Raw genomic sequence first — 22,840 nt, 5'->3', positions numbered from 1 at the left:
TCGGGAAAAAGCGGACTGCCAGGGAGGCGAGCGGCTTTAACGCGCGCTCAGCAACGCCGCTTTTTGCGGCTCGCGCGCGGTTGGCTGCGCAGTAGCAGCATGTTCGATGATGCCGCCGCCGAGGCACACGTCGCCATCGTAGAGCACCGCGGATTGCCCCGGTGTGACAGCCCATTGCGCATCGTCGAAATTGAGTTCGAAGAGACTTTCGCCGTAGTTCGCTGTCGTGAACGTGCAGCGTGCATCCGCCTGCCGGTAGCGGGTCTTCGCGCCGCAGGCGAAGCCTTCCGCCGGCGGCTCGCCCGCGACCCAGCTCGTGTTGCCCGCGCTGAGCGTATGGCTCAGGAGCCACGGATGATCGTGACCTTGCGCGACGTACAGCGTATTCGACGCAATGTCCTTGCCCGCCACGAACCACGGCTCGCCGCTGCCTTCCTTGCTGCCGCCCAGACCGATGCCCTTGCGCTGCCCGAACGTGTAGAACGCGAGTCCGATGTGCTCGCCGACCGTTTTGCCGTCGGTGGTTTTCATCGGGCCTGGCTTTGTCGGCAGATAGCGGTTCAGGAAGTCGCGGAACGGCCGTTCGCCGATAAAGCAGATGCCGGTCGAATCCTTCTTCTTCGCATTGGGCAGCGCGATCTGTTCGGCGATTTCGCGCACCTTCGTTTTGGGAATTTCGCCGAGCGGAAACAGCGTTTTTGACAACTGCGCCTGGTTCAACCTATGTAGAAAGTACGACTGATCTTTCGTATGGTCGAACGCCTTCAGCAGTTCGAAGCGGCCATTGTTCTCACGCACGCGCGCATAGTGGCCGGTCGCGATGGTTTCCGCGCCGAGCGACATTGCGTGATCGAGGAAGGCCTTGAACTTGATTTCGGCGTTGCACAGCACGTCCGGGTTGGGCGTGCGGCCCGCCGAATATTCGCGCAAGAACTCGGCGAATACGCGGTCTTTGTATTCGGACGCGAAGTTGACCGCTTCCACGTCGATGCCGATCAGGTCCGCGACCGACACCACGTCGATCCAGTCCTGGCGCGTCGAGCAGTATTCGCTGTCGTCGTCGTCTTCCCAGTTCTTCATGAACAGGCCGACCACGTCGTAGCCCTGTTCCTTCAGCAGCCACGCGGTAACCGACGAATCGACGCCGCCCGACATGCCTACTACGACTTTCTGCTTGCTCATAAGATGCTCACTGGGTACTGCGTGACTTCATGGATCGTGGGTCGCTGCCGCCGCGCGGTTATCTTTTCGGCCCGACCGAATGCGTATGCACGAAGTCGAGCGGGAAACGCCGGCCTGCCAGGTAATCGTCGATGCATTGCATGACGAGCGGCGTGCGGTGCCGTTCGGGGCAGGCGCGCAATTCGTCGGCGCTCATCCACAACGTTCGCACAATGTCGGGGTCGAGCGCGCGTGCCGCCTCGCGTTCGCCGCCGGTGCCGCAGTAAGTGAAGCGCAAATACGTCACACCTTCGCTGTCCGGCCGCTCGAAATGCGTCATGTACATGCCGACCAGCGCCTCGGGCGTGAACGGGTACGCGGTTTCCTCGAGCGTTTCGCGGATCACTGCTTCCAGCAGCGTTTCGCCGGCTTCCAGATGGCCGGCCGGCTGATTCAGGCGCAGACCGGCCGCCGTGTGTTCCTCGACCACGAGAAAGCGCCCGTCACGCTCGACGATGGCCGCGACAGTCACGTGCGGCAGCCAGGTTTCCGGTTTCATGGGTGCGCATTTTACCGTTTATAGGCACTCGCTGCCGGGAAGCGGGCGGCCGGCTTCAGGGGCGGCAGGGCCGGCGGCTGCGGGGCACGCCGTTTTTTTTCCCGACCGGAATCGCAACGCTCGATGCCGGCTGACCGGCTGACCGGCTGACCGGCTTTCAGGCGCCCAGCAAAGAACGGCGGACTTCGGCGCGCGCGGCTCGGGCGCGATCCGTATTGGCCGCCGAACCCGGAACGCACGGCCCCGAGCGCGCGCCAGCCCACCGGCACCCCCGGATTGTCCCCGATTTCTGCCGCCCCCCATGTTTCGGGTAAAGTGAGGCGTTAGCCGTTGCACTTGCAAGCCGGCGTGCCTCGTCGGCCGATCTGTCGTCAAACAGTAAGTCGAGGAGGAAGCACGATGCACATCGGAGTGCCAGCTGAGACGCGCGCGCACGAAACCCGCGTCGCCGCGACGCCCGAAACGGTCAAGAAGTACGTGGGCCAGGGCCATCGGGTCACCATCCAGAGCGGCGCCGGAGCTGGCGCGAGCTTTCCCGACGACGCCTTCACAGCCGCCGGCGCGGAAATTGTCGACGCCGCCAGCGCGTTTGGCGCCGAACTCGTCCTCAAAGTGCAGTCTCCAACCGAAGCCGAACTCCCGCTGCTCAAGCGCGGCGCAGTGCTGGTCGGCATGCTCGATCCGTTTAACGCAGAGAATGCGCTGAAACTGGCTGCGGCCGGCGTCACCGCCTTCGCGCTCGAAGCCGCGCCGAGAACTACCCGCGCGCAGAGCCTCGACGTGCTGTCGTCGCAGGCAAACATCGCCGGATACAAGGCGGTGCTGCTGGCGGCGACGCTGTACCCGCGCTTCATGCCGATGCTGATGACCGCCGCCGGCACCGTGAAAGCCGCGCGCGTGCTGATTCTGGGCGCGGGCGTGGCGGGCTTGCAGGCAATCGCGACGGCCAAACGGCTCGGTGCCGTGATCGAAGCGTCCGACGTCCGTCCGGCCGTGAAAGAGCAGATCGAATCGCTCGGCGCGAAGTTTCTCGACGTGCCTTATGAAACCGACGAAGAACGCGAAGCCGCCCAAGGCGTCGGCGGCTATGCGCGGCCCATGCCGCCGTCGTGGCTGCAGCGGCAGTCGGCGCTCGTCCACGAGCGCGCGAAGCAGGCCGACGTGGTGATCTCCACCGCCTTGATTCCCGGCCGCGCGGCGCCGACGCTGATCTCCGTCGATACCGTGCAGGCAATGAAACCCGGCTCCGTGCTGGTCGACCTTGCCGCGGGCCGCGGCGCGGACTATGAAGGGCAGCGCGGCGGCAACTGTCCGCTCACCGAAGCCGACAAGGTGGTCGTCAAGCATGGCGTGACGATTGTCGGCTACACGAATCTGGCCTCGATGGTGCCCGCCGACGCTTCGTCGCTCTATGCGCGCAATCTGCTCGACTTCCTGAAGCTGATCGTGACGAAGGAAGGCGCGCTGAACATCGACCTCGCCGACGACATCGTCGCCGCCACGCTGCTTGCCCGCGACGGCGAAGTCGCGCGCAAGGCATAAAACGAATCCACCGAGGAGAAACGGCGATGGAAGTGCTCAACCACACCGTCATCAACCTGATCATTTTCGTGCTGGCGATCTACGTCGGCTACCACGTGGTCTGGAACGTCACGCCCGCCTTGCACACGCCGCTGATGGCCGTGACCAATGCCATTTCGGCGATCGTGATTGTCGGCGCGATGCTGGCTACCGGTCTCACGGTCGGCACGCCGGGCAAGTTCTTCGGAACGCTCGCCGTCGCGCTCGCGGCGGTCAATGTGTTCGGCGGCTTTCTCGTCACCAGGCGAATGCTGGAGATGTTCCGCAAGAAAGAGCCGAAGAAGCTGATCGCCGACAAGAGCAAGGAGAACGCGTAATGAGTCTGAACGTCGTCACGCTGCTTTATCTGGTCGCGTCGGTCTGCTTCATTCAGGCGCTCAAGGGGCTGTCGAATCCGAAGACCGCGCGCATCGGCAATACGTTCGGCATGGTCGGGATGGCGATTGCGATTGTCACGACCATCGCATTGATCGCCAAGCAGGCCACCGCGCTCGGATCGAATCTCGGCTTGGGGCTTGGTCTGCTGCTGGTCGCGCTGATTATCGGCGGCGCTATCGGCGCGTTTGTCGCCGCGCGCGTCGAGATGACCAAGATGCCGGAGCTCGTCGCGGCCATGCACTCGCTGATCGGTCTCGCGGCGGTCTGCATTGCGTATGCGGTGGTGTCGGAGCCGGCCGCGTTCGGCCTCGTCGATCCCGAGTATCCGGTGCCGGGTTTCCTGCCTTACGGCAATCGCGTCGAGCTGTTTATCGGCACGTTCGTCGGCGCGATTACTTTTAGCGGTTCGGTGATCGCGTTCGGCAAGCTCTCGGGCAAATACAAGTTTCGCCTGTTTCAGGGCGCGCCGGTGGTGTATGCAGGCCAGCACCTGATCAACCTGATGCTCGCCATCGCGATGCTCGGCTTCGGCATCATCTTCTTTTTCACGCAGTCGTGGCTGCCGTTCATCATCATGACGGCGATCGCGTTCGTGCTCGGCGTGCTGATCATCATTCCGATCGGCGGCGCGGATATGCCGGTCGTCGTGTCCATGCTCAACTCGTACTCGGGCTGGGCGGCGGCGGGTATCGGATTCTCGTTGAACAATCCGATGCTGATCATCGCGGGCTCGCTCGTCGGCTCGTCGGGTGCGATTCTGTCGTACATCATGTGCCGCGCGATGAACCGCTCGTTCTTCAACGTGATTCTCGGCGGCTTCGGCAACGAGCCAGGCGCGGCGGCGGCGGGCGGCTCGGCGGAGCAGCGTCCGGTGAAATCCGGTTCCGCCGACGATGCGTCGTTCATGCTCGGCAACGCCGAAACGGTCGTGATCGTGCCGGGTTATGGCCTTGCCGTGGCGCGCGCGCAGCATGCGTTGAAAGAGCTGACCGACAAGCTCGTCGAGAAGGGCATCGAGGTCAAGTACGCGATTCACCCGGTGGCGGGGCGGATGCCTGGCCATATGAACGTGCTGCTCGCCGAAGCCGAAGTACCTTACGACATGGTGTTCGAGATGGACGACATCAACGGCGAGTTCGGTCAGGTCGACGTGGTGCTGGTGCTCGGCGCAAACGACGTGGTGAATCCGGCGGCGAAGAACGATCCGAAGTCGCCGATTGCGGGCATGCCGATTATCGAGGCTTATAAGGCGCGCACGGTCATTGTGAATAAGCGCTCGATGGCCGCAGGCTACGCCGGGCTCGACAACGACCTCTTCTACATGGACAAGACGATGATGGTCTTCGGCGACGCCAAGAAGGTGATCGAGGATATGGTGAAGTCGGTCGACTAGGCGTGTGTGGGAGTCTCGCGGATTGCTTTGCCGCTGTCCGCGGGACTCCAAACGGGAAGCCTGTATTTCAATCCGGCAGCCGCGGCGCGTTTCTCGCATTGCTCGCGTTACCCGCGTTGTCGCTCTAACGCGGCTTGGCGTTGACATGCCGCAACAGGTCCGCGAGCCGCCTGCCTTGCTGATCCGGATACGGTTCGCGCACTTCCAGCTCCCGAATCCGCTCGAGTCCAAAGTTGCGGAAATCGCCGCGCAATTCACACCACGCACCTAGCGTCCAGCGCGCGCCCCAGTAGGCGAGCGCGAGCGGCCACACACGGCGCTCGGTTGCCGCGCCGTTTGCATCGGTGTACGAAAAGCTCACCACTTGCCGTGCGTCGATCGCGCGATGCAGCGTGTCAAGCTGTGCCGAGAAATCACTCCTGATATGAAACGACGGCGCGAAGACAGCGAGTCTTTCGAGCGACGCGCGCTTGTCCGCCGGCATTGCCGAGGCAATCTTGGCGAGCGCGCCGCGCGCTCCGCTTGCAAAGTCGGCGCCGCCCCAGGACTCCAGCATGCGCGCGCCGGCGGCGAGCGCCGCGAGTTCGTCGGCGGTGAAGGTGAGCGGCGGCAGGCTCGCGGCGCGGCTCAGCCGGTAGCCAATGCCGGCCTCGCCCTCGATCGGTACGCCCGACAATTGCAGATCGCGCACGTCGCGATAGACGGTGCGCAGCGAGATGTTGAGCCAGTCAGCGAGTTGTTGCGCGGTGGTCAGACGCCGGCCGCGCAGCAGTTCGGCTATCTGGAACAGGCGGTCGGCGCGGCGCGTCATCGTGGGCGTCTTGTAGAAAAGGACCGGGACAGTCCCGCGATGATAGCGCCGCATGCCGCGCTCCGGTCAGCGTTCAGGCGGCGGCCGCGTGGCGCTTCGTGCTGTTGTGCATTGCGCGCGCTTCGCTCGCCGCTTTGCGCTCTAGCCGTTGGTGCGCGAGTGCAGGCCGAGGCGGTTGCCTTCCGTGTCGGTGAAGAACGCGATATAGCCGATATCCTGCGGCAGTTTGACGACTGGGCCGTCGGTCTTGCCGCCGGCTTCTTCGATACGGGCGAGGGTGGCGTCCACGGTCGGCTGCGCGTTCAGATAGACGAGCACGCCGTCGCCGTTCGGGGTCGCCGACGGATTGTGGACGATCGCGCCGCCAGTGGCCGGTTCTTCGTACGCGAACACGGCAATCGGCTGCCCGCCGATTTCCTGGCGATTCAGTTGGACATCGAGCGCGGCTTCATAGAAACGGACGGCGCGGTCGAAATCGACGGACGGGATCTCAAACCATGCAACAACTTTCGACGATGCAGACATGACACTCTCCTGTTGACCCGAGTTAGTGCTTCAGCGCTTGCTCTGGTCCCATGCAAGATGGTTTCGGTGGATGGACGGCGGATAAAGCCGTGTAAAGCGCCGGATGGCGTGAGGGGAAGTGTGCGGGGGTGCTGCTGACAGCGTGGTGTCAGTAGGGTACGAGAAGGACGGTTCGGGCGAGCGGTTTCAGCGACGCGAAAAAAAACCGCGGGAGTCGGTGTCCGCGGTTTCTTTGGGCCTGCTGCTACTTCTGCTTCTGCTTCTTCTGTTCGTGCTCCGGTTCGTGAGGTGCGCAAGCCGCACCTCTACGCCGGAAACGGCGTGTGGCGACCGGCTAGGGTCAATCGGCGGGCGTGTCGCTTTGCGGCCGCTGGCGGACGCTGCCCGCGATCAGATCGAAGCGAAACAGTCGGCATTCGAGAGCGCCGTTGAAAAGCGGCGTCTTGGTCGATTCGCGCAGGCGCAACTGGCCTGGCAGCTTGCGATCCGAAGTCAGGATGAATGCGTGCCAGCCGGTGAAGCGCTGCTTGAGCGCGTCGCCGAGCGACTGGAAAAATTCGCTGTCGGGCGTTTCTTCCTGGGCGCGGCGAAAGCCGTCGTCTTCGCGGTTGTCGCGGTTGCGTCCCTCGCGGACTTCGCCGCGCGCGTTGCGCCCGCGCACTTCGATCCGCTCGCCGTACGGCGGATTCGCGACGAGAATGCCCGGCTCGGAGCTTGGCGGCGTCATACCGCGAGCGTCGACCTGTTTAAGCGGGATCGACGGCAAGCCTGCGCGCTGGAAATTCGCACGCGCTTTGTCGAGCATGTCGCCGGAAATATCGCTGCCGAATATCTGCAGATCGGCGCGCGACGTGCGGGCGGCGTGCTTGGCGTCGAGCGCGGCGGCCTTCAGTGTTTGCCAGGTTTTGCTGTCGTATTGCTTGAGCTTTTCGAAGCCGAAGCGGCGCTCCGCGCCAGGCGCGATGTTCAGCGCGACTTGCGCGGCTTCGGCGAGGAACGTGCCGCTGCCGCACATCGGATCGTACAGCGGCGTGCCCGCGCTCCAGCCCGTCAGACGCAGGATGCCCGCCGCGAGATTTTCGCGCAGCGGCGCCGCGCCCTTGTCGAGCCGCCAGCCGCGCTTGAAGAGCGGGTCGCCCGAGGTGTCGAGGTAGAGCGTGCAGTCGGTCGCGGTGAGAAACGCGAACACGCGGACGTCGGGCGTCGCGGTGTCGACGTTCGGGCGCGCGCCGCTGACTTCGCGCAGACGATCGCAGATGGCGTCCTTCACGCGCAACGTCGTGAATTCGAGGCTTCGCAGCGGCGACTTGATCGCGGTGACGTCGACGCGCAGCGTTTCGTTTGCGGAGAACCATTGCTCCCAACGCTGCTCGACGGCGAGCGCGTAGATGTCCTGTTCGCTGCGATACGGACGATGCGCGATTTTCAGCAGCACGCGGCTCGCGATCCGCGAATGCAGATTGGCCGCCATGCCGGCTGCCCAGCCGCCGCGGAAATGCACACCGCCGGGGACTTGCGAGCCCGCCGTGAATGGCGCGCCGTTCAGATGTTTCGCGGCGATTTCGGCGAGTTCGGACGCAAGCGAGGCTTCGAGGCCGCGCGGGCAGGGGAGGAAGAAATCAAAGGACATGGGGTGGGGCGAGCCGGTGGGCGTTGGGTAAGGGCGTATTGTACGCGGTTGGCTGGTGCCTTTTTTCGCTTACGGGGGTTGGGGGTTTTGAGCCGTAGGCCTTCGTTGATATCGCGATGGTCTATTGGCGTTGCCCGTGCGGGGGCGGCACTTACCTTTTTTGTATGCCGGAAAGGAAGTCAGCGAAGAAAGCGGCTTCAACCCGCCAGCTCATAAGTGCTCGCGAGACAAGCGATGGTTCTGGCTTGGTCAGCGCCGACGGCTGGCGCGTTTACCGCTATCCTTCTTCAAAACCTAACAGTCCGTACGCGACGACAGGTGTTCAGGCGAATTTTGAATCGAAAATGTCGCCGACCGGTCGTCCCTACGCGAATGGACACCTGAACATAGCACCATGAACGCAGAAATCAGGAAACTCTATTCTCTCGAAGTAGAAGACGAGCTGATCCGCTATCAACCTGCCGAGTGGGACAATTTCGGAACGTGGATCCGTCTTTCAATCGGTGTTGTTGGTCAACCCGGCACCGACAATTTCGAGCTTTTGATCTGTACGCCGCAATGGCTTTCCGAGGAACTCAAGCGAGAAGCGGGGACACGGTGGGGCCGTCATTCGCTGATCGTGAGCGAGTATGACCTTGTGGTGATCACCGGCCAGCTTCAGCGCATGGTGCAGCAATGCGCCGGACCCGACTGGCCAAGCATCGCCGTCAAGATCGCCCGGTTCGCCGCATGGGAGTTCGAGGACTATCAGATGTAAGATCGAGCACGAATCGTCTGTCCGAAGAAAGCGCGAGTATTCGCGCTTTTCTTATGGGTTCGCACTGTTGCGCCACCAGCGGCGCCTGTTGCTCGACGAAAAATCGGCCGGAGAGGAGAGGCCAAGCGGACAAAAACAAAAGCCGGCAACGCAAGCGGAAGCTGCTACCGAACAGCAACACCCGCATCTAAAGAAGGACAAGCCGGCACACCAACTCGCGCAGCAGCCTTCCCTCCCTGCGAAGCAGAAGAAAAAGGCCCGGCCGCAGCCATCGCCTGCAAAGCCACCGCCACTTGCTCAGAAACGCGCTGCAAAGCCCTTCGATGCCCATCGACGAGCGAGTCGTACCCACTCCCGACCTGCTCGCTCACGACACTGCGGCAAGTCATCACAGCAGTACTCCGAACAGCCCGCACACTCCACACCGCATCGATCAACGCATGCGACCCAGGCCACGACTCGAACCGCTGCACATTCACGCTGACCCGATACACAGGCGTCGCATCGGAATAAGCGGTGCCATACACATCGATCGTATTCAACTGCTGCGTGAGGCTCGTCGACAACGCGCGGCGCAGTTCGTCGCCGGGCAATGACGCCCAACGCTCCTCTTCCAGCACCTTCACCTGAGTCGGTCCGGTCTGCACGACCAACTGGGTCTTGGCGACTTGCGGCGGCACGTCGATCGGTGCAACTTCGATCAGCCACGCCGGCGCCGCGGCAGTCCGCACGCTCGACGCGCCAGCCGATGCCCCAGCAGCACTTACGCCGCCAAGCGTATAGAACCGGCTACTCGGCGATGCACACGCCGCCAGTGCGAGCGCGGCCACGATCGCACCGGCACGTAAAGCGCTGCGCGCGGGCCCGCCCGGCAGGCGCGAAAGCCGGGACAGTCTGGAAAGGCGGGCAAACATCATGGCTTATCTCCTGCTTTACCGCGCAACAACGATTCGGGGTGGCGCTCCAGATAATCCGACAGCGCATTGAGCGACTGCAACGTGCGCGTCAATTCCTGCAACGCCTGATGCACGTCCGACTGCAACGGCGAGTCCTGCTGCAACGTCGCCTCCGCCGAGCCGAAGGTCTGCTTCGCCGCCGCCAGCGTGTCGCGGGCTTGCGGAACGACTTCCGTGTCGAGGCGCTTGAAGAGCTGATCGGCGTTCTTCAGCGCGCTGTTCAAGTTGTTGCCGATCTGGTCGAACGGTACCTTGTCGAGCTTCTTCGCGATGTCTGCGACCTGAAGCTGCAACTCGTCGAGCGTGTTCGGAATCGTCGGCAATTCGAGCGGATCGCTTGCTACGTCGACGGTGGCCGGCGGCGCCTTCGGGAAGATATCGAGCGCAACATATAGCTGGCTCGTGATCAGATTGCCCGTACGCAACTGGCCGCGCAGACCGTGCTTGACCAGCTGTTGCAACAGGTTCTGACCGGCAAGGCTACCCGCCGCCGGAGCCGTTTCGCGGAAGCGCTTGCCGAGCCGGTCCGGATAGATGTTCATGGTCACGGGCATCGTGAAGCTGCGCGTCTTCGGATCGTAGTCGATGCCGATGTTCGTCACCTGACCTAGCACGATGCCGCGGAAGTCCACCGTCGCGCCGACCGACAGCCCGCGCAGCGACTGGTTGAAGTTCATCACGACGCGTAGCGGCTCGCCGTCCGGTTCTCGCATCGCGTCGCCCTCATCCGAACCGAGGCGGAACGTCATGTTGTTCGGCGCCTGCGCGCCCACGCCCTGGCCAGGCGGCGACTGGAACGACAAGCCGCCGACGATCACCGTCGCGAGCGACTGCGTATTCAGCTTGAAGCCGCTCGAATCGAGCCGCAGATCGACGCCGCTCGCATGCCACCAGCGTGAATTGGTGCCGACGTACTGATCGAACGGCGCGGACACGAACACCTGCATCGTCACGCCGGTGCCGTCCTTGTCGAGCGAGAAGCCGACCACCTGGCCGACCTGCACGCGACGGTAGAAAATCGGCGAGCCGATGTCGATCGAGCCCAGCGAATCGCCGTGCAGGATGAACTGGTGTCCCTTCTGGTCGCCGGTGATGGGCGGCGGCGTCTCGAGGCCGACGAAGTTCTTCTCGCTGTCCGGCGAGTGGCCGGCGTCCGCGCCGATATACGCGCCGGAAAGCAGCGTGGTGAGACCCGACACGCCGCTTGCGCCCACCCGCGGCCGCACGACCCAGAAGCGCGAATCCTTGACCGCGAAGTCTTCGCCTTCCTTCGTCAACTGCACCTGCACGAGCACGTGAGAAAGATCTTTCGACAACGTGATGGATTTCACCGCGCCGACGTCGACGTCCTTGTATTTGACCTTCGTTTTGCCGGGCTCGAGCCCTTCGGCGCTCACGAAACTGATCGTGATGGTCGGGCCTTTCTCCGTCACCGACTTGATGACGAGCGCAACGCCGATCAGCGCGGCGATCAATGGAATCACCCAGACGAGCGACGGCAGCCAGCGGCTGCGCGGCTCGATTTGAGGATCTGGGAGTTGGGGCGGCAGCTTCGGTCCGTTCGAATCGTTGCGCGGCGCATCGGAGGCGGGCGTCGGTCCTGGCGGGCTAGTCATGTTCGAGATCCTGAGGTTTTTGAGTACTGCCGTCCACGTCGTCCCAGATGAGCCGTGGATCGAATTGCATGGATGCCATCATTGTGAGGATCACCACTGAGCCGAACGCGATTGCGCCCGGTCCAGCCGTAATCACTGCAAGCGACTTGAAGCGCACCAGCGCGACGGTCAATGTGACCACGAACACGTCGAGCATCGACCAGCGGCCGATCCGTTCGACCATCCGGTAAAGCGTGGTGCGTTGTTCCGGACGCCAGCGCGAGCGGCGCTGCGCGGTGATGGTGAGCAGCGCGAGCACGCTCAGCTTGAGCATCGGCACCATGATGCTGGCGACGAAAACGATCACCGCAAGCGGCCAGTCGCCGGATGTCCAGAAGTACACGACGCCGCTCATGATGGTGTCGTCCTCTGAACCCAGCAGCGACGACGTATGCATGACCGGCAACAAATTTGCCGGAATATACAGCAAGGCCGCCGCGATCAGCAGCGCCCACGTACGCATGAGGCTATCCGGATTGCGTGAGTGCAGGCGTGAGCCGCACCGTGAGCAGTGTTGCGGCGTGATCGAGCGGATGCGCGGTTCGACGCGTCCGCACGCATGGCAGGCGACAAGGCCCGCGCGTCTTGCGGTGATGTATTTCATGCGCGGGTCATCCTCGATGCGGCGCCGGCGGCACGCCGGGACTGGCGTCGGGGGCCGAGTCACGGTCTGCGCCGGGGTCCGCATCGACTTGCGGCGCGGGCGGAGCGGGCGGGCCGGCAACAGCGCCGACGGCGAGCGCCGCGCTATCGGCCGAACTGCGCGGCAGCGGCCGCTGACTGCGTGCGCCGAGTTCGTCCGCGAGATCCCACAGAATGCGCGGGTCGAAGGTGACGACCACGGCGAACATCAGCGTCAGCACGCCGAACGCGAAAAGCGCCGCCTCGGGAATCACGCGCGCGAGACTGACCATCTTCACGATGGTAATCAGGACGCCGAGCATGAAGACTTCGATCATCCCCCAGGGACGGACGAACTGGATAGCGCGCAAAACACGGTTGAAGCCCGCAGGCACATAGCCCGAGCGCAGCGGAATCAGCACGTACAGCAGCGCGACGAGTTCGGTGAGCGGAAAGAGAATGGTCGAGCAGAACACCATGACGGCGACGATCTGCATGTCCTCGTTCCAGAGCGCGACGAGCGCGCCGAACAGGGTGGTCTGCGAGGTGATGCCATTGGTTTCCAGCTCGACGATGGGAAAGCCCTGCGCGATCAGGAATGTGATCAGCGCGGCGAGTGTCATTGCGCTGATGCCCTCCAGCTTGCGCGACACGCCGCTGTAGAGCGTCGCGCGGCAACGCGGACAGCGCGCGAGTTTGCGCCCGGCAAGCCGCGGCTTGCGGAACAGCGTATCGCACTCGTGGCACGCAATCAGGTTGTCATTTTCCATACGGCAGCGGGCCAACGATATGTGAGTAAGCGTGCAATGCCGGTCGCAAGTGTCGGTGAATAACGCAGGTCTGTAAAAAATTGTGCAGCAATAGTACCAAAGGCGTTGCAGCCGCGCGCGTGGGGCTGCGCCTCGCGAATGAAAGCTCTGACAGCCTCCGTCCCCAATTGTTCAACGGCTTGCCGAACGGCCCGCCGAGTCGCCTTTCGGTAAATTTCGCATCGCCGCAGCCAGCTTTTTCCGCTTCGGGTAGCATGGCGGCCTGGCGCGTCTCGAAGGCTGCGGCGCCTGGCCATCCGCCGATGGACTTTGCATCGGCACGGAATAGCCGGGCCTGCCGCACCGTTAACCTCTCTTAGCAAGCGTTCACCTGTCATGGCACACAATCCTTCATTCGGTGGCCGGGAGTCGTACACGCGGACTGCCATTGCCTTTCATTGGCTGATCGCATTGCTGATCGTTTGCGGCTTTGCGCTCGGCTGGGTGATGACCGACATCCCTGGCTTTACACCTACCAAACTGCGCTATTTTTCGTGGCATAAATGGATTGGCGTGACGGTATTTGCGCTGGCTATCCTGCGCATCCTCTGGCGCGCGTCGTATGGCGCCCCGGCGATGCCGCGCCGCATGCCCGCCTGGCAGCGCGGCGCCGCGCACCTCGTGCATCTGCTGCTCTATGTATTGATGATCGCGATTCCCGTCTCCGGCTATCTGTACAGCTCGGCGGCGAACGTGCCGGTCGTCTATCTCGGGCTGATTCCGCTGCCGCGTCTGATCGCGCCGGACCCGCATCTGAAGGAATTGCTCAAGAACGTCCATATCGTGCTGAATTACACGTTGCTGGTGCTGGTCGGGCTGCACGTAGCGGCGGCGCTCAAGCATCAGTGGCTGGACCGCGACGGCCTGCTGTCGCGCATGCTTCCTTTCCTCAAATAAGGACAACCATGAAGGTCTCGTTTTATCGCTATATGCTCGCCGCAGTTGCCGCGGTCTCGCTGAGCGCAACCGGCAGCGCGCTGGCCCAGGTCGATGTCGCAAAGAGTTCGGTGACGGCCACGTCGAAGCAGATGAACGTGCCGGTGGAAGGTAAGTTCGGTAAATTCAGCGCGCAGATCAAGTTCGACCCGGCCAAGCCAGCCGAGGCCAGCGCTCAACTGAACATCGACGTCGGCAGCTACGATCTCGGCGACGAGACCTATAACGATCAGGTGCGCGGCAAGGAATGGTTCGACGCGAAGACCTATCCCACCGCCACGTTCGTTTCCAGCGCGATTGCGCCGGCCGGCGGCAACCAGTACAAAGTGACGGGCAAGCTGACCATCAAGGGCAAATCGCAGACGGTGGTGGTGCCGGTCACCGTGACGCAGCAAGGCGCGACGCAAACGTTCGACGGTTCATTGCCGATCAAGCGCTCGCAATTCGACATCGGCACGGGCGAATGGAAAGACACGTCGGTTGTTGCCGATGACGTGATCATCAAGTTTCATATCGTCGCCGCACATACATAACTTGCGCTGCGCCGTTCAGTGCAGCCGTTTTTAACTGACTGGGAGCATGAATTGAAGACATCCATGTTGATCGCCGCCGCTGCATTGGCCTCCTGTGTTTCGCTCGGCGCATTCGCCGCCGCCGACACTTATCAGCTCGACCCGACTCACACCTATCCGAGCTTCGAAGCAGACCACTTCGGCGGACTGTCCGCGTGGCGCGGCAAGTTCACGAAGAGTTCTGGCTCGGTCACGCTGGACCGCGCCGCAAAAACGGGTACCGTCGAAGTGAACGTGGATCCCGCTTCCATTGCCACCGGCAACGTCAAGCTCGACGACCATCTGAAGTCGGCTGAATTCTTCGACGTGTCGAAGTTTCCCGCCGCGACCTACAAGGGCACGGACATCAAGTTCGACGGCGACAAGCCTTCGGAAGTGGTCGGCACGTTGACGCTGCACGGCGTGACGAAGCCGCTCAACCTGAAGGTCGAGTCGTTCAAGTGCATGCAGCACCCGGTGCTCAAGCGCGAAGTGTGCGGCGTGGAAGCGAGCGGTCATTTCGACCGCGCGGACTACGGCATGGATTTCGGTACAAAGTACGGCTTCAACATGGACACCAAGCTGCACATTCAGGCTGAAGGCATCAAACAACAGTAACTGCTGAGGTGCGCGCATGCGCACCCATTCGCGATGACGCCGCCATTGCGGCGCAGCACAAATAGCGCTTCGCGTCTCGCCGAATATGACCGCTTCGTTCGCTTCCGCGACGAAGCGGTTTTTTCATGGAGCGGCCGCGAATCGCGGCGTCCGAGCCTTATGCGGCGCGGGCGCGCAATTTGCCGCTCGCGTCGGTTTAATTTTTCGGGTACATAGAGCGCTGGCACCGCGTTGGTTGTGCGCGCATCCAATACGGCGAGATCGGACCTGAGTCCGCATCCATAATATTCGCGCAAACTGGAGATCTGCATGAACGCAACGACAGCAGCAAGCCTTGCGGGAAGCCGGCGAAATTCATGGCGGGCGGTGATCGCCGCGTCAATCGGCAACGCGCTGGAATGGTTCGATCTGGTCGTCTACGGCTTTTTCGCCGTGGTCATCGCCAAGCTGTTCTTTCCCGCCGGCAACGACACTGTTTCGCTGCTGCTCACGCTGGGCACGTTCGGCGTGTCGTTCTTCATGCGTCCGCTCGGCGCAATCGTGATTGGCGCATATGCGGACCGCGCCGGGCGCAAGGCCGCGCTCACGCTGTCCATTCTGCTGATGATGGCCGGCACGCTGATCATCGCGGTTTTGCCGACTTACAAAAGCATTGGCATTGCCGCGCCCGTGATTCTCGTCATCGCGCGATTGATGCAGGGTTTTTCGGCGGGCGGGGAGTTCGGCAGCGCCACCGCCTTTCTCGCGGAACATGTGCCGGGGCGGCGCGGCTTTTTCGCAAGCTGGCAGGTCGCAAGCCAGGGGCTTACTACGCTGCTTGCCGCGGGTTTCGGGGTCGCACTCACGGGCAATCTGACGCCGGACCAGATGGCGTCATGGGGATGGCGCGTGCCGTTCTTCTTCGGGCTTCTGATCGGACCAGTCGCCTGGTACATTCGCACGAAGCTTGATGAAACGCCCGAGTTTCTCGCTGCAGAAACGACGAGCACGCCGCTGCGCGACACGTTCACGAGCCAGAAACTGCGGCTGCTGATCGCGATCGGCGCGGTGGTGCTCGGCACCGTATCCACTTACCTCGTGCTGTTCATGCCGACGTTCGGCGTGAAGCAACTGGGGCTCGCGCCGTCGGTCGCGTTCTCGGCCATTGCGCTGACGGGCTTGATCCAGATGGTGTTTGCGCCGCTGGTCGGGCATCTGTCGGACCGGCATGGGCGCACCACGATCATGCTGATTTCGGCCGTGCTGCTGCTCGTCCTGATCTACCCGGCGTTCGTGTATCTCGTCGCGCACCCCACGTTTGGCACGCTGATCGCGCTGCAAGTGGTGCTCGGCTTCCTGATGACAGGCTATTTCGCGGCGCTGCCGGGTTTGCTGTCGGAGATGTTTCCGGTGCAGACACGCACGACCGGCATGTCGCTTGCCTATAACATCGCGGTGACGGTGTTCGGCGGCTTCGGGCCGTTCATCATTGCGTGGTTGATCGGCTTCACGGGTTCCAAGGCGGCACCGAGTTACTACCTGATTTTTGCTGCGCTTCTCAGCGTCGCGGCGCTGATTGGGGCGCGGCGCAAATTGGGCTTCCGGTAGATGTCGACGGTTTCAGCCAGTCGGCGGACGCGGCGTGCCGGGCAGTAAAGCGCCAAAGTCAATCCCACAAATGCAAAAGGCCGGTTCATGATGAACCGGCCTTTTGCATTGCGAAGAGCTAATGCGCGTCTTGCGCGCATTGCCAATGCCTTACTTCAACCCGATCAAACCTGAGCGCCCGCGTTCGGATCGTTCGGATCGACGCGTTCTTTCTTGTCCTTGATCAGATCGTCGCGCTTCACGCCGAACCACATGGCGAGCGCCGCGGCAACGAACACCGACGAGTAGATACCGAACAGAATACCGACCGTCAACGCCAGAGCGAAGTAGTGCAGTGTCGGACCGCCGAACAGGAACATCGACAGCACCATCATCTGCGTACAGCCGTGCGTGATGACGGTTCGCGACATGGTGCTGGTGATGGCGTGGTTGATCACTTCGATCACGGTCATCTTGCGTTCGCGGCGGAACGTTTCACGAATCCGGTCGAAGATAACCACCGATTCGTTCACCGAATAGCCGAGCACCGCGAGCACGGCGGCCAGCACCGACAGCGAGAACTCCCATTGGAAAAACGCGAAGAAGCCGAGAATGATCACGACGTCGTGCAAGTTCGCGATCACGCCTGCTACGGCGTACTTCCATTCGAAGCGGAACGACAGATAGATCACGATGCCCGCCACCACACAGGCGAGCGCAAGCAGGCCGTCGGTGGCGAGTTCCTTGCCGACCTGCGGACCGACGAACTCGACGCGCTGCAACTGCACCTGCGGCGTCTCCGTTTTCAGCGCGCTCATGACCTGATCGCTCTGCTGCGCGGACGTCAAACCCTGCTTGAGCGGCAAACGGATCAACACGTCGCGTGAGGTGCCGAAGTTCTGCACCTGCGCGTCGGCGTAGCCGAGCTTGCTCAGTGTGCCGCGCACCGGATCGAGCGGCGCGGCGCCCGGATACTGGACTTCGATCACGGTACCGCCGGTGAACTCCACCGACAGATGCAGCCCGCGGTGCACGAGAAAAAACACGGCGGCGAGGAACGTCAGCAGCGAAATTGCGTTGAAGATCAACGCACGCTGCATGAACGGAATGTCTTTACGAAAGCGGAAAAATTCCATGGTCTTGTTCTCCGGGACTCAGCGGGATGAACCCGGTTTCTGCGGCGTGTTCGGCGTGCCGGATGCGTTGCGGCGGCGCACGGTCGGCTTGCCCGCGCGCGACTGCGCGGCACCGGCCGGCGCCTTCGGCTTCGCGGCGGCTGCGGATGCGGCACGCATGGCTTGCGCCGTGTCGGTTGCTGCGTCGTCGTTACCGAGGTAAGCAGCCGACCCCGCAGGCGCCGTTTCCGGACGCCACACCTGGCCGATTGCCAGCGACTTCAGCTTCTTCTTGCCGCCGTACCAAAGGTTGACGATGCCGCGTGAGAAGAACACCGCCGAGAACATCGACGTGAGAATGCCGATACAGTGCACGATCGCAAAACCGCGCACCGGGCCGGAGCCGAATGCGAGCAGCGCGATACCGGCGATCAGCGTGGTGACGTTCGAGTCGAGAATCGTCGCCCATGCATGCGCGTAACCGTTCTGGATGGCCAGTTGCGGCGGCGCGCCGTTGCGCAGTTCTTCACGCACGCGTTCGTTGATCAGCACGTTGGCGTCGATCGCCATACCGAGCGCGAGCGCGATTGCGGCAATGCCGGGCAACGTGAGCGTGGCCTGCAGCATCGACAGCACCGCGATCAGCAGCAGCAGGTTCACGGACAAGCCGATCATCGAAATCACGCCGAACAGCATGTAGTACGCGATCATGAAGACGGCGATGGCCGCGAAGCCCCACACGACCGAGTGGAAGCCCTTCTTGATGTTGTCGGCGCCAAGGCTCGGGCCGATCGTGCGTTCCTCGATGATGTCCATTGGCGCGGCCAGCGAACCGGCGCGCAGCAGCAGCGCGAGGTCGGCGGCGCCTTGCGGCGTGGCCTGGCCGGTGATCTGGAAGCGATCGCCCAGTTCCGACTGGATGGTCGCGACCGTCAGCACTTCGCCCTTACCCTTTTCGAACAGCACCATCGCCATCGGCTTGCCGATGTTGTCGCGCGACACGCTGCGCACCGCGCGGCCGCCGGCCGAATCGAGGCGAATGTTGACGGACGGACGCTGATGTTCGTCGAACCCCGCCGACGCGTCGATGATGCGGTCGCCGGTGAAGATGATCTGCTTCTTCAGCAGCACCGGCGTCTGGTTGCCGTGCGTGAACAGTTCGTCGCCCGGCGGCACCGGGTCGGACGGATTCGGATGCGTGTTGACCGGATCGGCGAGACGCGCTTCGAGCGTTGCCGTGCGGCCGATGATGTCCTTCGCCTTCGCCGTGTCCTGCACGCCCGGCAGTTCGACCACGATGCGGTCGGAGCCCTGTTGCTGGATCACCGGCTCGGCCACGCCGAGTTCGTTCACGCGGTTATGCAACGTGGTGATGTTCTGCTTGAGCGCGGCGTCCTGCACGGCTTTTTGCACAGCCGGCGTGAAGGTGCCGACGAGTTGCACGGAGCCATCAGTGCCGTTCTGCGATGACCACTGGAGCTCACTGATACTGCGGCTCAGTTGTTTCGCTGCGTTGTCCGCCGTGGCCTGGTCGGCGAAATTGATCACCACTGTCTGGTTGACGCGGTTCACGCCGCCGTCGCGAATGTTGTTGTCGCGCAGGAGCGTGCGCGCGTCCGACGCGTCGGAGTCGAGCTTCTTGTTCAGCGCGCCCGCCATGTCGACCTGGAGCAGGAAGTGCACACCGCCGCGCAAGTCGAGACCAAGGTACATGGGCAGCGCGTGCAATGCGGTCAGCCAGCGCGGCGACGCACTTTGCAAGTTCAGCGCCACGATGAACTGCGGGTCGGTGGGGTCGCTGTTCAGCGACTTTTGCAGCAGATCTTTTACGCGCAGTTGCGTGTCGGTGTCCGGCAGACGCACGCGAATGTTTGCGTTGGCCGACGTGTTGTCGAACGTGACGTCGTCTGCTTTGATCTGATTGGCTGCGAGCGTGGCTTCGACTGCCGACAGCGTGGTCGAGTCGAGCTTGACCGTTGCCTTGCCGCTCGACACCTGCACCGCCGGCGCTTCGCCGAACAGGTTGGGCAGCGTGTACACGAGGCCGATGACGAGAGCCACCAGCATCACGGCATATTTCCAGAGGGGGTAACGATTCATGAGTAGTCCAACGGAAGGTTGGCTTGAAAGCGATGCGCCCGGCGATGAGCGCAGGCGATCAGGCGTCTGCTTGCCTGACCGCCGGCGAGGCCGCGCCGGACGCGAGAGAGCAGGCCTTACAGCGACTTGATCGTGCCCTTCGGGAGAATCGTCGTGACCGACGCTTTCTGCACGGTGATTTCCGTGCCTTCCGAGATTTCGACGCCGACGTAAGCCTCGCCCACCTTGGTCACCTTGCCGACGATGCCGCCGTTCGTCACAACTTCGTCGCCCTTGGCCATGGCGGCGAGCATGTTGCGATGTTCCTTCTGGCGCTTCATTTGCGGGCGAATCATGATGAAGTACAGCACGCCGAACATCAGGATCAGCGGCAGGAAGCTCATCAAGTTCGATTCGATGCCACCTGTGGCTGTGCCTTGGGCGAAGGCATTGGAAATGAACGACACGTTGGTCTCTCCGTTATAGATCAATTCAATCAAAAAAATCAGCCGGTTATTCTACCACCGGCAATGCGCGCGTCGGCGCGGCGATTCGGCTTTGGGATCAACCGTTTAAAGCCGTTCTTCGCCGTCCGCGAAAGTAGATTGTAAGGTTTTCCGCTGGCGTCTGACGGATTCTTCCGCGAATCCGACGAGCCAGGTGGTCAAGGTGCCTCGTCGATGCCGCGCGCGCGGTTCTCGTGAAAGCGCTTGCGGAACGGTTCGAACATTTTCGCGTCGATGGCGTCGCGCATTTCCTGCATCAGTTCCAGGTAGTAGTGCAGGTTGTGAATCGTATTCAGTTGCGCGCCGAGAATTTCCCCCACGCGATGCAGATGATGCAGGTAGCCGCGAGTGAAATTTCGGCATGTGTAGCAACCGCATTGCTCGTCGAGCGGGCGCAGCGAATTTTTGTGCGTGGCGTTGCGGATCTTGATGTCGCCGAAGCGCGTGAAGAGCCAGCCGTTGCGCGCGTTGCGGGTAGGCATCACGCAATCGAACATATCGACGCCTGCAGCCACCCCGGCCACCAGGTCTTCCGGCGTGCCGACGCCCATCAGATAGTGCGGCTTGTCGGCCGGCAGCTTCGGGCCGATGTGGTTCAGTACGCGCATCATGTCTTCTTTCGGCTCGCCGACCGACAGGCCACCGATCGCAAGGCCGTGGAAGTCTTTCTCCGCGAGACCCGCGAGCGACTCGTCGCGCAGGTCCTCGAACATGCCGCCCTGGACGATGCCGAAGAGCGCGTTCGGATTGCCGAGCCGCTGGAATTCGTCGATCGAGCGCTGCGCCCAGCGCATCGACATTCGCATGGAGTCGGCCGCTTCCTTGTGCGAGGTTGGCACGTTATTGGTCGCGTAGGGCGTGCATTCGTCGAACTGCATGACGATGTCCGAATTGAGCACTTTCTGGATCTGCATCGACACTTCCGGCGACAGGAACAGCTTGTCGCCATTGATCGGCGACGCGAACGTGACGCCGTCTTCGGTGATCTTGCGCAGGTCGCCGAGCGAAAACACCTGGAAGCCGCCGGAGTCGGTCAGGATCGGCTTTTTCCAGCCCATGAAGCCGTGCAGGCCGCCGTGTGCGCCGATCGTTTCGAGCCCCGGGCGCAGCCAGAGGTGAAACGTATTGCCAAGGATGATCTGCGCGTGCATCTCTTCGAGCTCGCGCGGCTGGACGGCTTTCACGGTGCCGTAAGTGCCGACCGGCATGAAGATCGGAGTTTCGACGACGCCGTGATTCAGCGTGACGCGGCCGCGGCGCGCCTGGCCGTCGGTGCCGAGCAATTCGAAGTGGAGGCCGTTGGAGGGGCGCTCGGCGGTTGTCTGTTGCAATTGATGACCGGGGGTCATTGAGGTAACTCCATGGGCAACCGGAAAACAGTCCGGCGCAAACAATGAAACGCCGCCGAAGATGTTCGGCGGCTGAGGAAACTGCAAACTCGTGGGCGGCGCGTCAGACGGCCTGGGCGTCGCGCCGCGTCAACAGCATCGCGTCGCCGTAACTGAAAAAGCGGTAACGCTCTTCGATTGCATGACGATACGCGGCGCGAATCGTCTCGACGCCCGCGAACGCCGAAACCAGCATCAGCAGCGTCGACTTTGGCAAATGAAAGTTGGTCACCAGCCGGTCGACGACGCGAAACCGGTAGCCCGGCGTGATGAAAATATCCGTCTCGGTGCTTGCCGCGGCGAGCGGGCGGCCGGCCGCTTCGGCGTCGCGCGCGGCGGCTTCGAGTGCGCGCATCGACGTCGTGCCCACCGCTATCACGCGGTTGCCGCGCGCCTTCGTCGCTGCAATTTTGTCGGCGAGAGACTGCGGCAAGTGATACCACTCGCTGTGCATCTTGTGCTCGGCCAGGTTCTCGACGCGCACCGGCTGGAACGTGCCGGCGCCGACGTGCAGCGTCAGCGTGGCCCGCTGAACGCCCGCGGCGTCGAGCCGCGCGAGCAGCGCGTCGTCGAAATGAAGGCCCGCCGTGGGCGCTGCGACCGCACCGGGATTTTGCGCGAACACGGTTTGATAGCGTGTTTCGTCCGTCGAGTCGGGGTCGTGCTCGATGTACGGCGGCAGCGGCAAACGCCCGAACTGCTCGATCAGCGTCAGACAGTCGTCGGGGAAATGCAGCGTGTAGAACGGCTCGACGCGCTCGCCGACGGTCACGTCGAATGCATCGGCAAGACGGATCGTGGTGCCCGGCTGCGGGCTCTTGCTCGCGCGGATCTGCGCGAGCGCCGTGCGCTCGCCGGTGAGGCGCTCGACCAGAACTTCGATCTTTCCGCCGCTGGCCTTCTGGCCGAGGAAGCGCGCTTTCAGGACTTTGGTATCGTTGAAGACCAGCAGGTCGCCGGCCGAAATGCATTCGGGCAGTTCGGCGAAGCGGCGGTCGATCAGGCGCGCGGCGCCGTCGACATGGGCCGCGTTGTCCACCTGGAGCAGGCGACTGGCGCTGCGCTCGGGTAGTGCGACTTGCGCGATCAGCTCAGGCGGCAGATCGAAATCGAAATCGGAAAGCTTGAACATGCGAACGACTGGAAGCGAATGGAGACTGAATTGAGCCGAAGGCCGAGCCGGGCGGCTATGATTGCGGGGCGCCGCGGCGTGCCGCGAGCCCGCGCTTGCGCGCAAGCCGTATA

22 protein-coding genes are annotated in these 22,840 nt (G+C 62.8%); 8 read left to right on the top strand and 14 right to left on the bottom strand.

The features are described from left to right. Positions 1 to 36: 36 nt before the first annotated feature. Both mnmA and JMY24_RS13200 read right to left on the bottom strand, forming a co-directional pair. Positions 37 to 1,182 (bottom strand): tRNA 2-thiouridine(34) synthase MnmA, encoded by a 1,146-nt coding sequence (mnmA, locus tag JMY24_RS13205; RefSeq protein WP_128594272.1) that lies wholly within the window; start codon positions 1,180 to 1,182, stop codon positions 37 to 39. 58 nt (positions 1,183 to 1,240) lie between these two features. Then, a complete protein-coding gene (locus tag JMY24_RS13200) occupies positions 1,241 to 1,720 on the bottom strand; it encodes an NUDIX hydrolase (protein WP_128587377.1) in 480 nt (159 codons plus the stop codon). A 399-nt stretch (positions 1,721 to 2,119) separates the two neighbouring features. Here JMY24_RS13200 and JMY24_RS13195 point away from each other — a divergent pair, with 399 nt between their 5' ends. From JMY24_RS13195 to JMY24_RS13185, 3 genes are read left to right on the top strand one after another with little or no spacing between them, the layout of a single operon-like run. After that, the gene (locus JMY24_RS13195) at positions 2,120 to 3,262 is read left to right on the top strand and encodes a Re/Si-specific NAD(P)(+) transhydrogenase subunit alpha (protein WP_128594291.1); all 1,143 of its coding nucleotides are present in this window, start codon (positions 2,120 to 2,122) and stop codon (positions 3,260 to 3,262) included. Positions 3,263 to 3,288: 26 nt separating this feature from the next. After that, on the top strand, positions 3,289 to 3,618 hold the full coding sequence (locus JMY24_RS13190; protein ID WP_128587374.1) for an NAD(P) transhydrogenase subunit alpha part 2: 330 nt from the start codon (positions 3,289 to 3,291) through the stop codon (positions 3,616 to 3,618). Further along, positions 3,618 to 5,072 (top strand): NAD(P)(+) transhydrogenase (Re/Si-specific) subunit beta, encoded by a 1,455-nt coding sequence (locus JMY24_RS13185; protein ID WP_128594290.1) that lies wholly within the window; start codon positions 3,618 to 3,620, stop codon positions 5,070 to 5,072. Before JMY24_RS13190 ends, JMY24_RS13185 begins: the two co-directional genes overlap by 1 nt. 124 nt (positions 5,073 to 5,196) lie before the next feature. Here JMY24_RS13185 and JMY24_RS13180 read toward each other — a convergent pair whose 3' ends face one another. The 3 genes from JMY24_RS13180 to JMY24_RS13170 form a co-directional block, all read right to left on the bottom strand. Next, positions 5,197 to 5,937, bottom strand: coding sequence for a helix-turn-helix transcriptional regulator (locus JMY24_RS13180; RefSeq protein ID WP_201702205.1), 741 nt, complete (start codon positions 5,935 to 5,937; stop codon positions 5,197 to 5,199). A gap of 87 nt (positions 5,938 to 6,024) precedes the next feature. Further along, positions 6,025 to 6,408, bottom strand: coding sequence for a VOC family protein (locus JMY24_RS13175; protein WP_128594287.1), 384 nt, complete (start codon positions 6,406 to 6,408; stop codon positions 6,025 to 6,027). Between the two features lie 340 nt (positions 6,409 to 6,748). Continuing rightward, a complete protein-coding gene (locus JMY24_RS13170) occupies positions 6,749 to 8,038 on the bottom strand; it encodes a THUMP domain-containing class I SAM-dependent RNA methyltransferase (RefSeq protein ID WP_128594286.1) in 1,290 nt (429 codons plus the stop codon). 394 nt (positions 8,039 to 8,432) lie between these two features. On the opposite strand from JMY24_RS13170, the gene JMY24_RS13165 reads away from it, so the two are divergent. Further along, the gene (locus JMY24_RS13165) at positions 8,433 to 8,795 is read left to right on the top strand and encodes an immunity 8 family protein (protein WP_128594285.1); all 363 of its coding nucleotides are present in this window, start codon (positions 8,433 to 8,435) and stop codon (positions 8,793 to 8,795) included. Between the two features lie 164 nt (positions 8,796 to 8,959). Here the strand turns inward: JMY24_RS13165 and JMY24_RS13160 are convergent, their stop codons facing one another. Genes JMY24_RS13160 through JMY24_RS13145 form a run of 4 tightly spaced genes read right to left on the bottom strand, consistent with a single transcriptional unit; the run spans position 8,960 to position 12,797 of the window. Further along, positions 8,960 to 9,712 carry a PqiC family protein gene (locus tag JMY24_RS13160; protein WP_128594284.1) on the bottom strand — a complete coding sequence of 251 codons (753 nt, stop codon included), beginning with the start codon at positions 9,710 to 9,712 and terminating at the stop codon, positions 8,960 to 8,962. Further along, entirely contained in the window at positions 9,709 to 11,367 is a 1,659-nt protein-coding gene (locus tag JMY24_RS13155) for a PqiB family protein (protein WP_128594283.1), read from the bottom strand. Before JMY24_RS13155 ends, JMY24_RS13160 begins: the two co-directional genes overlap by 4 nt. Further along, positions 11,360 to 12,010: a paraquat-inducible protein A gene (locus JMY24_RS13150; protein ID WP_020069671.1), complete on the bottom strand. Its 651-nt coding sequence runs from the start codon at positions 12,008 to 12,010 to the stop codon at positions 11,360 to 11,362. Before JMY24_RS13150 ends, JMY24_RS13155 begins: the two co-directional genes overlap by 8 nt. Before the next feature lie 7 nt (positions 12,011 to 12,017). Beyond that, the gene (locus tag JMY24_RS13145) at positions 12,018 to 12,797 is read right to left on the bottom strand and encodes a paraquat-inducible protein A (RefSeq protein WP_201702203.1); all 780 of its coding nucleotides are present in this window, start codon (positions 12,795 to 12,797) and stop codon (positions 12,018 to 12,020) included. Positions 12,798 to 13,172: 375 nt separating this feature from the next. On the opposite strand from JMY24_RS13145, the gene JMY24_RS13140 reads away from it, so the two are divergent. The 4 genes from JMY24_RS13140 (at position 13,173) to JMY24_RS13125 (ending at position 16,528) form a co-directional block, all read left to right on the top strand. Then, positions 13,173 to 13,733: a cytochrome b gene (locus JMY24_RS13140; RefSeq protein WP_201702201.1), complete on the top strand. Its 561-nt coding sequence runs from the start codon at positions 13,173 to 13,175 to the stop codon at positions 13,731 to 13,733. Between the two features lie 8 nt (positions 13,734 to 13,741). Next, positions 13,742 to 14,305 (top strand): YceI family protein, encoded by a 564-nt coding sequence (locus JMY24_RS13135; protein ID WP_128594280.1) that lies wholly within the window; start codon positions 13,742 to 13,744, stop codon positions 14,303 to 14,305. Positions 14,306 to 14,368: 63 nt separating this feature from the next. Continuing rightward, positions 14,369 to 14,941, top strand: a complete 573-nt coding sequence (locus JMY24_RS13130) for a YceI family protein (RefSeq protein ID WP_128594282.1) — start codon at positions 14,369 to 14,371, stop codon at positions 14,939 to 14,941. A gap of 309 nt (positions 14,942 to 15,250) precedes the next feature. Further along, entirely contained in the window at positions 15,251 to 16,528 is a 1,278-nt protein-coding gene (locus tag JMY24_RS13125; protein WP_201702200.1) for an MFS transporter, read from the top strand. Between the two features lie 164 nt (positions 16,529 to 16,692). Here the strand turns inward: JMY24_RS13125 and secF are convergent, their stop codons facing one another. The 5 genes from secF to queA all read right to left on the bottom strand — a co-directional run bounded on the left by secF (position 16,693) and on the right by queA (position 22,727). Next, the gene (gene secF, locus JMY24_RS13120) at positions 16,693 to 17,643 is read right to left on the bottom strand and encodes a protein translocase subunit SecF (protein WP_110402672.1); all 951 of its coding nucleotides are present in this window, start codon (positions 17,641 to 17,643) and stop codon (positions 16,693 to 16,695) included. 18 nt (positions 17,644 to 17,661) lie between these two features. Continuing rightward, positions 17,662 to 19,722: a protein translocase subunit SecD gene (secD, locus tag JMY24_RS13115; RefSeq protein WP_201702199.1), complete on the bottom strand. Its 2,061-nt coding sequence runs from the start codon at positions 19,720 to 19,722 to the stop codon at positions 17,662 to 17,664. A 116-nt stretch (positions 19,723 to 19,838) separates the two neighbouring features. After that, entirely contained in the window at positions 19,839 to 20,168 is a 330-nt protein-coding gene (yajC, locus tag JMY24_RS13110) for a preprotein translocase subunit YajC (protein ID WP_007179286.1), read from the bottom strand. Positions 20,169 to 20,365: 197 nt separating this feature from the next. Beyond that, complete coding sequence (gene tgt / locus JMY24_RS13105) at positions 20,366 to 21,556, bottom strand: tRNA guanosine(34) transglycosylase Tgt (protein ID WP_128594278.1); 1,191 nt, start codon at positions 21,554 to 21,556, stop codon at positions 20,366 to 20,368. Positions 21,557 to 21,659: 103 nt separating this feature from the next. Next, complete coding sequence (gene queA, locus JMY24_RS13100; protein ID WP_201702198.1) at positions 21,660 to 22,727, bottom strand: tRNA preQ1(34) S-adenosylmethionine ribosyltransferase-isomerase QueA; 1,068 nt, start codon at positions 22,725 to 22,727, stop codon at positions 21,660 to 21,662. Positions 22,728 to 22,840: the final 113 nt, after the last annotated feature.

The sequence above is a fragment of the Paraburkholderia kirstenboschensis genome, assembly GCF_904848585.1.
Taxonomy (GTDB): domain Bacteria; phylum Pseudomonadota; class Gammaproteobacteria; order Burkholderiales; family Burkholderiaceae; genus Paraburkholderia; species Paraburkholderia kirstenboschensis.
The sequence above is the reverse complement of the archived record's forward strand: the minus strand, read 5'-3'. Positions and strand labels throughout refer to the sequence as shown.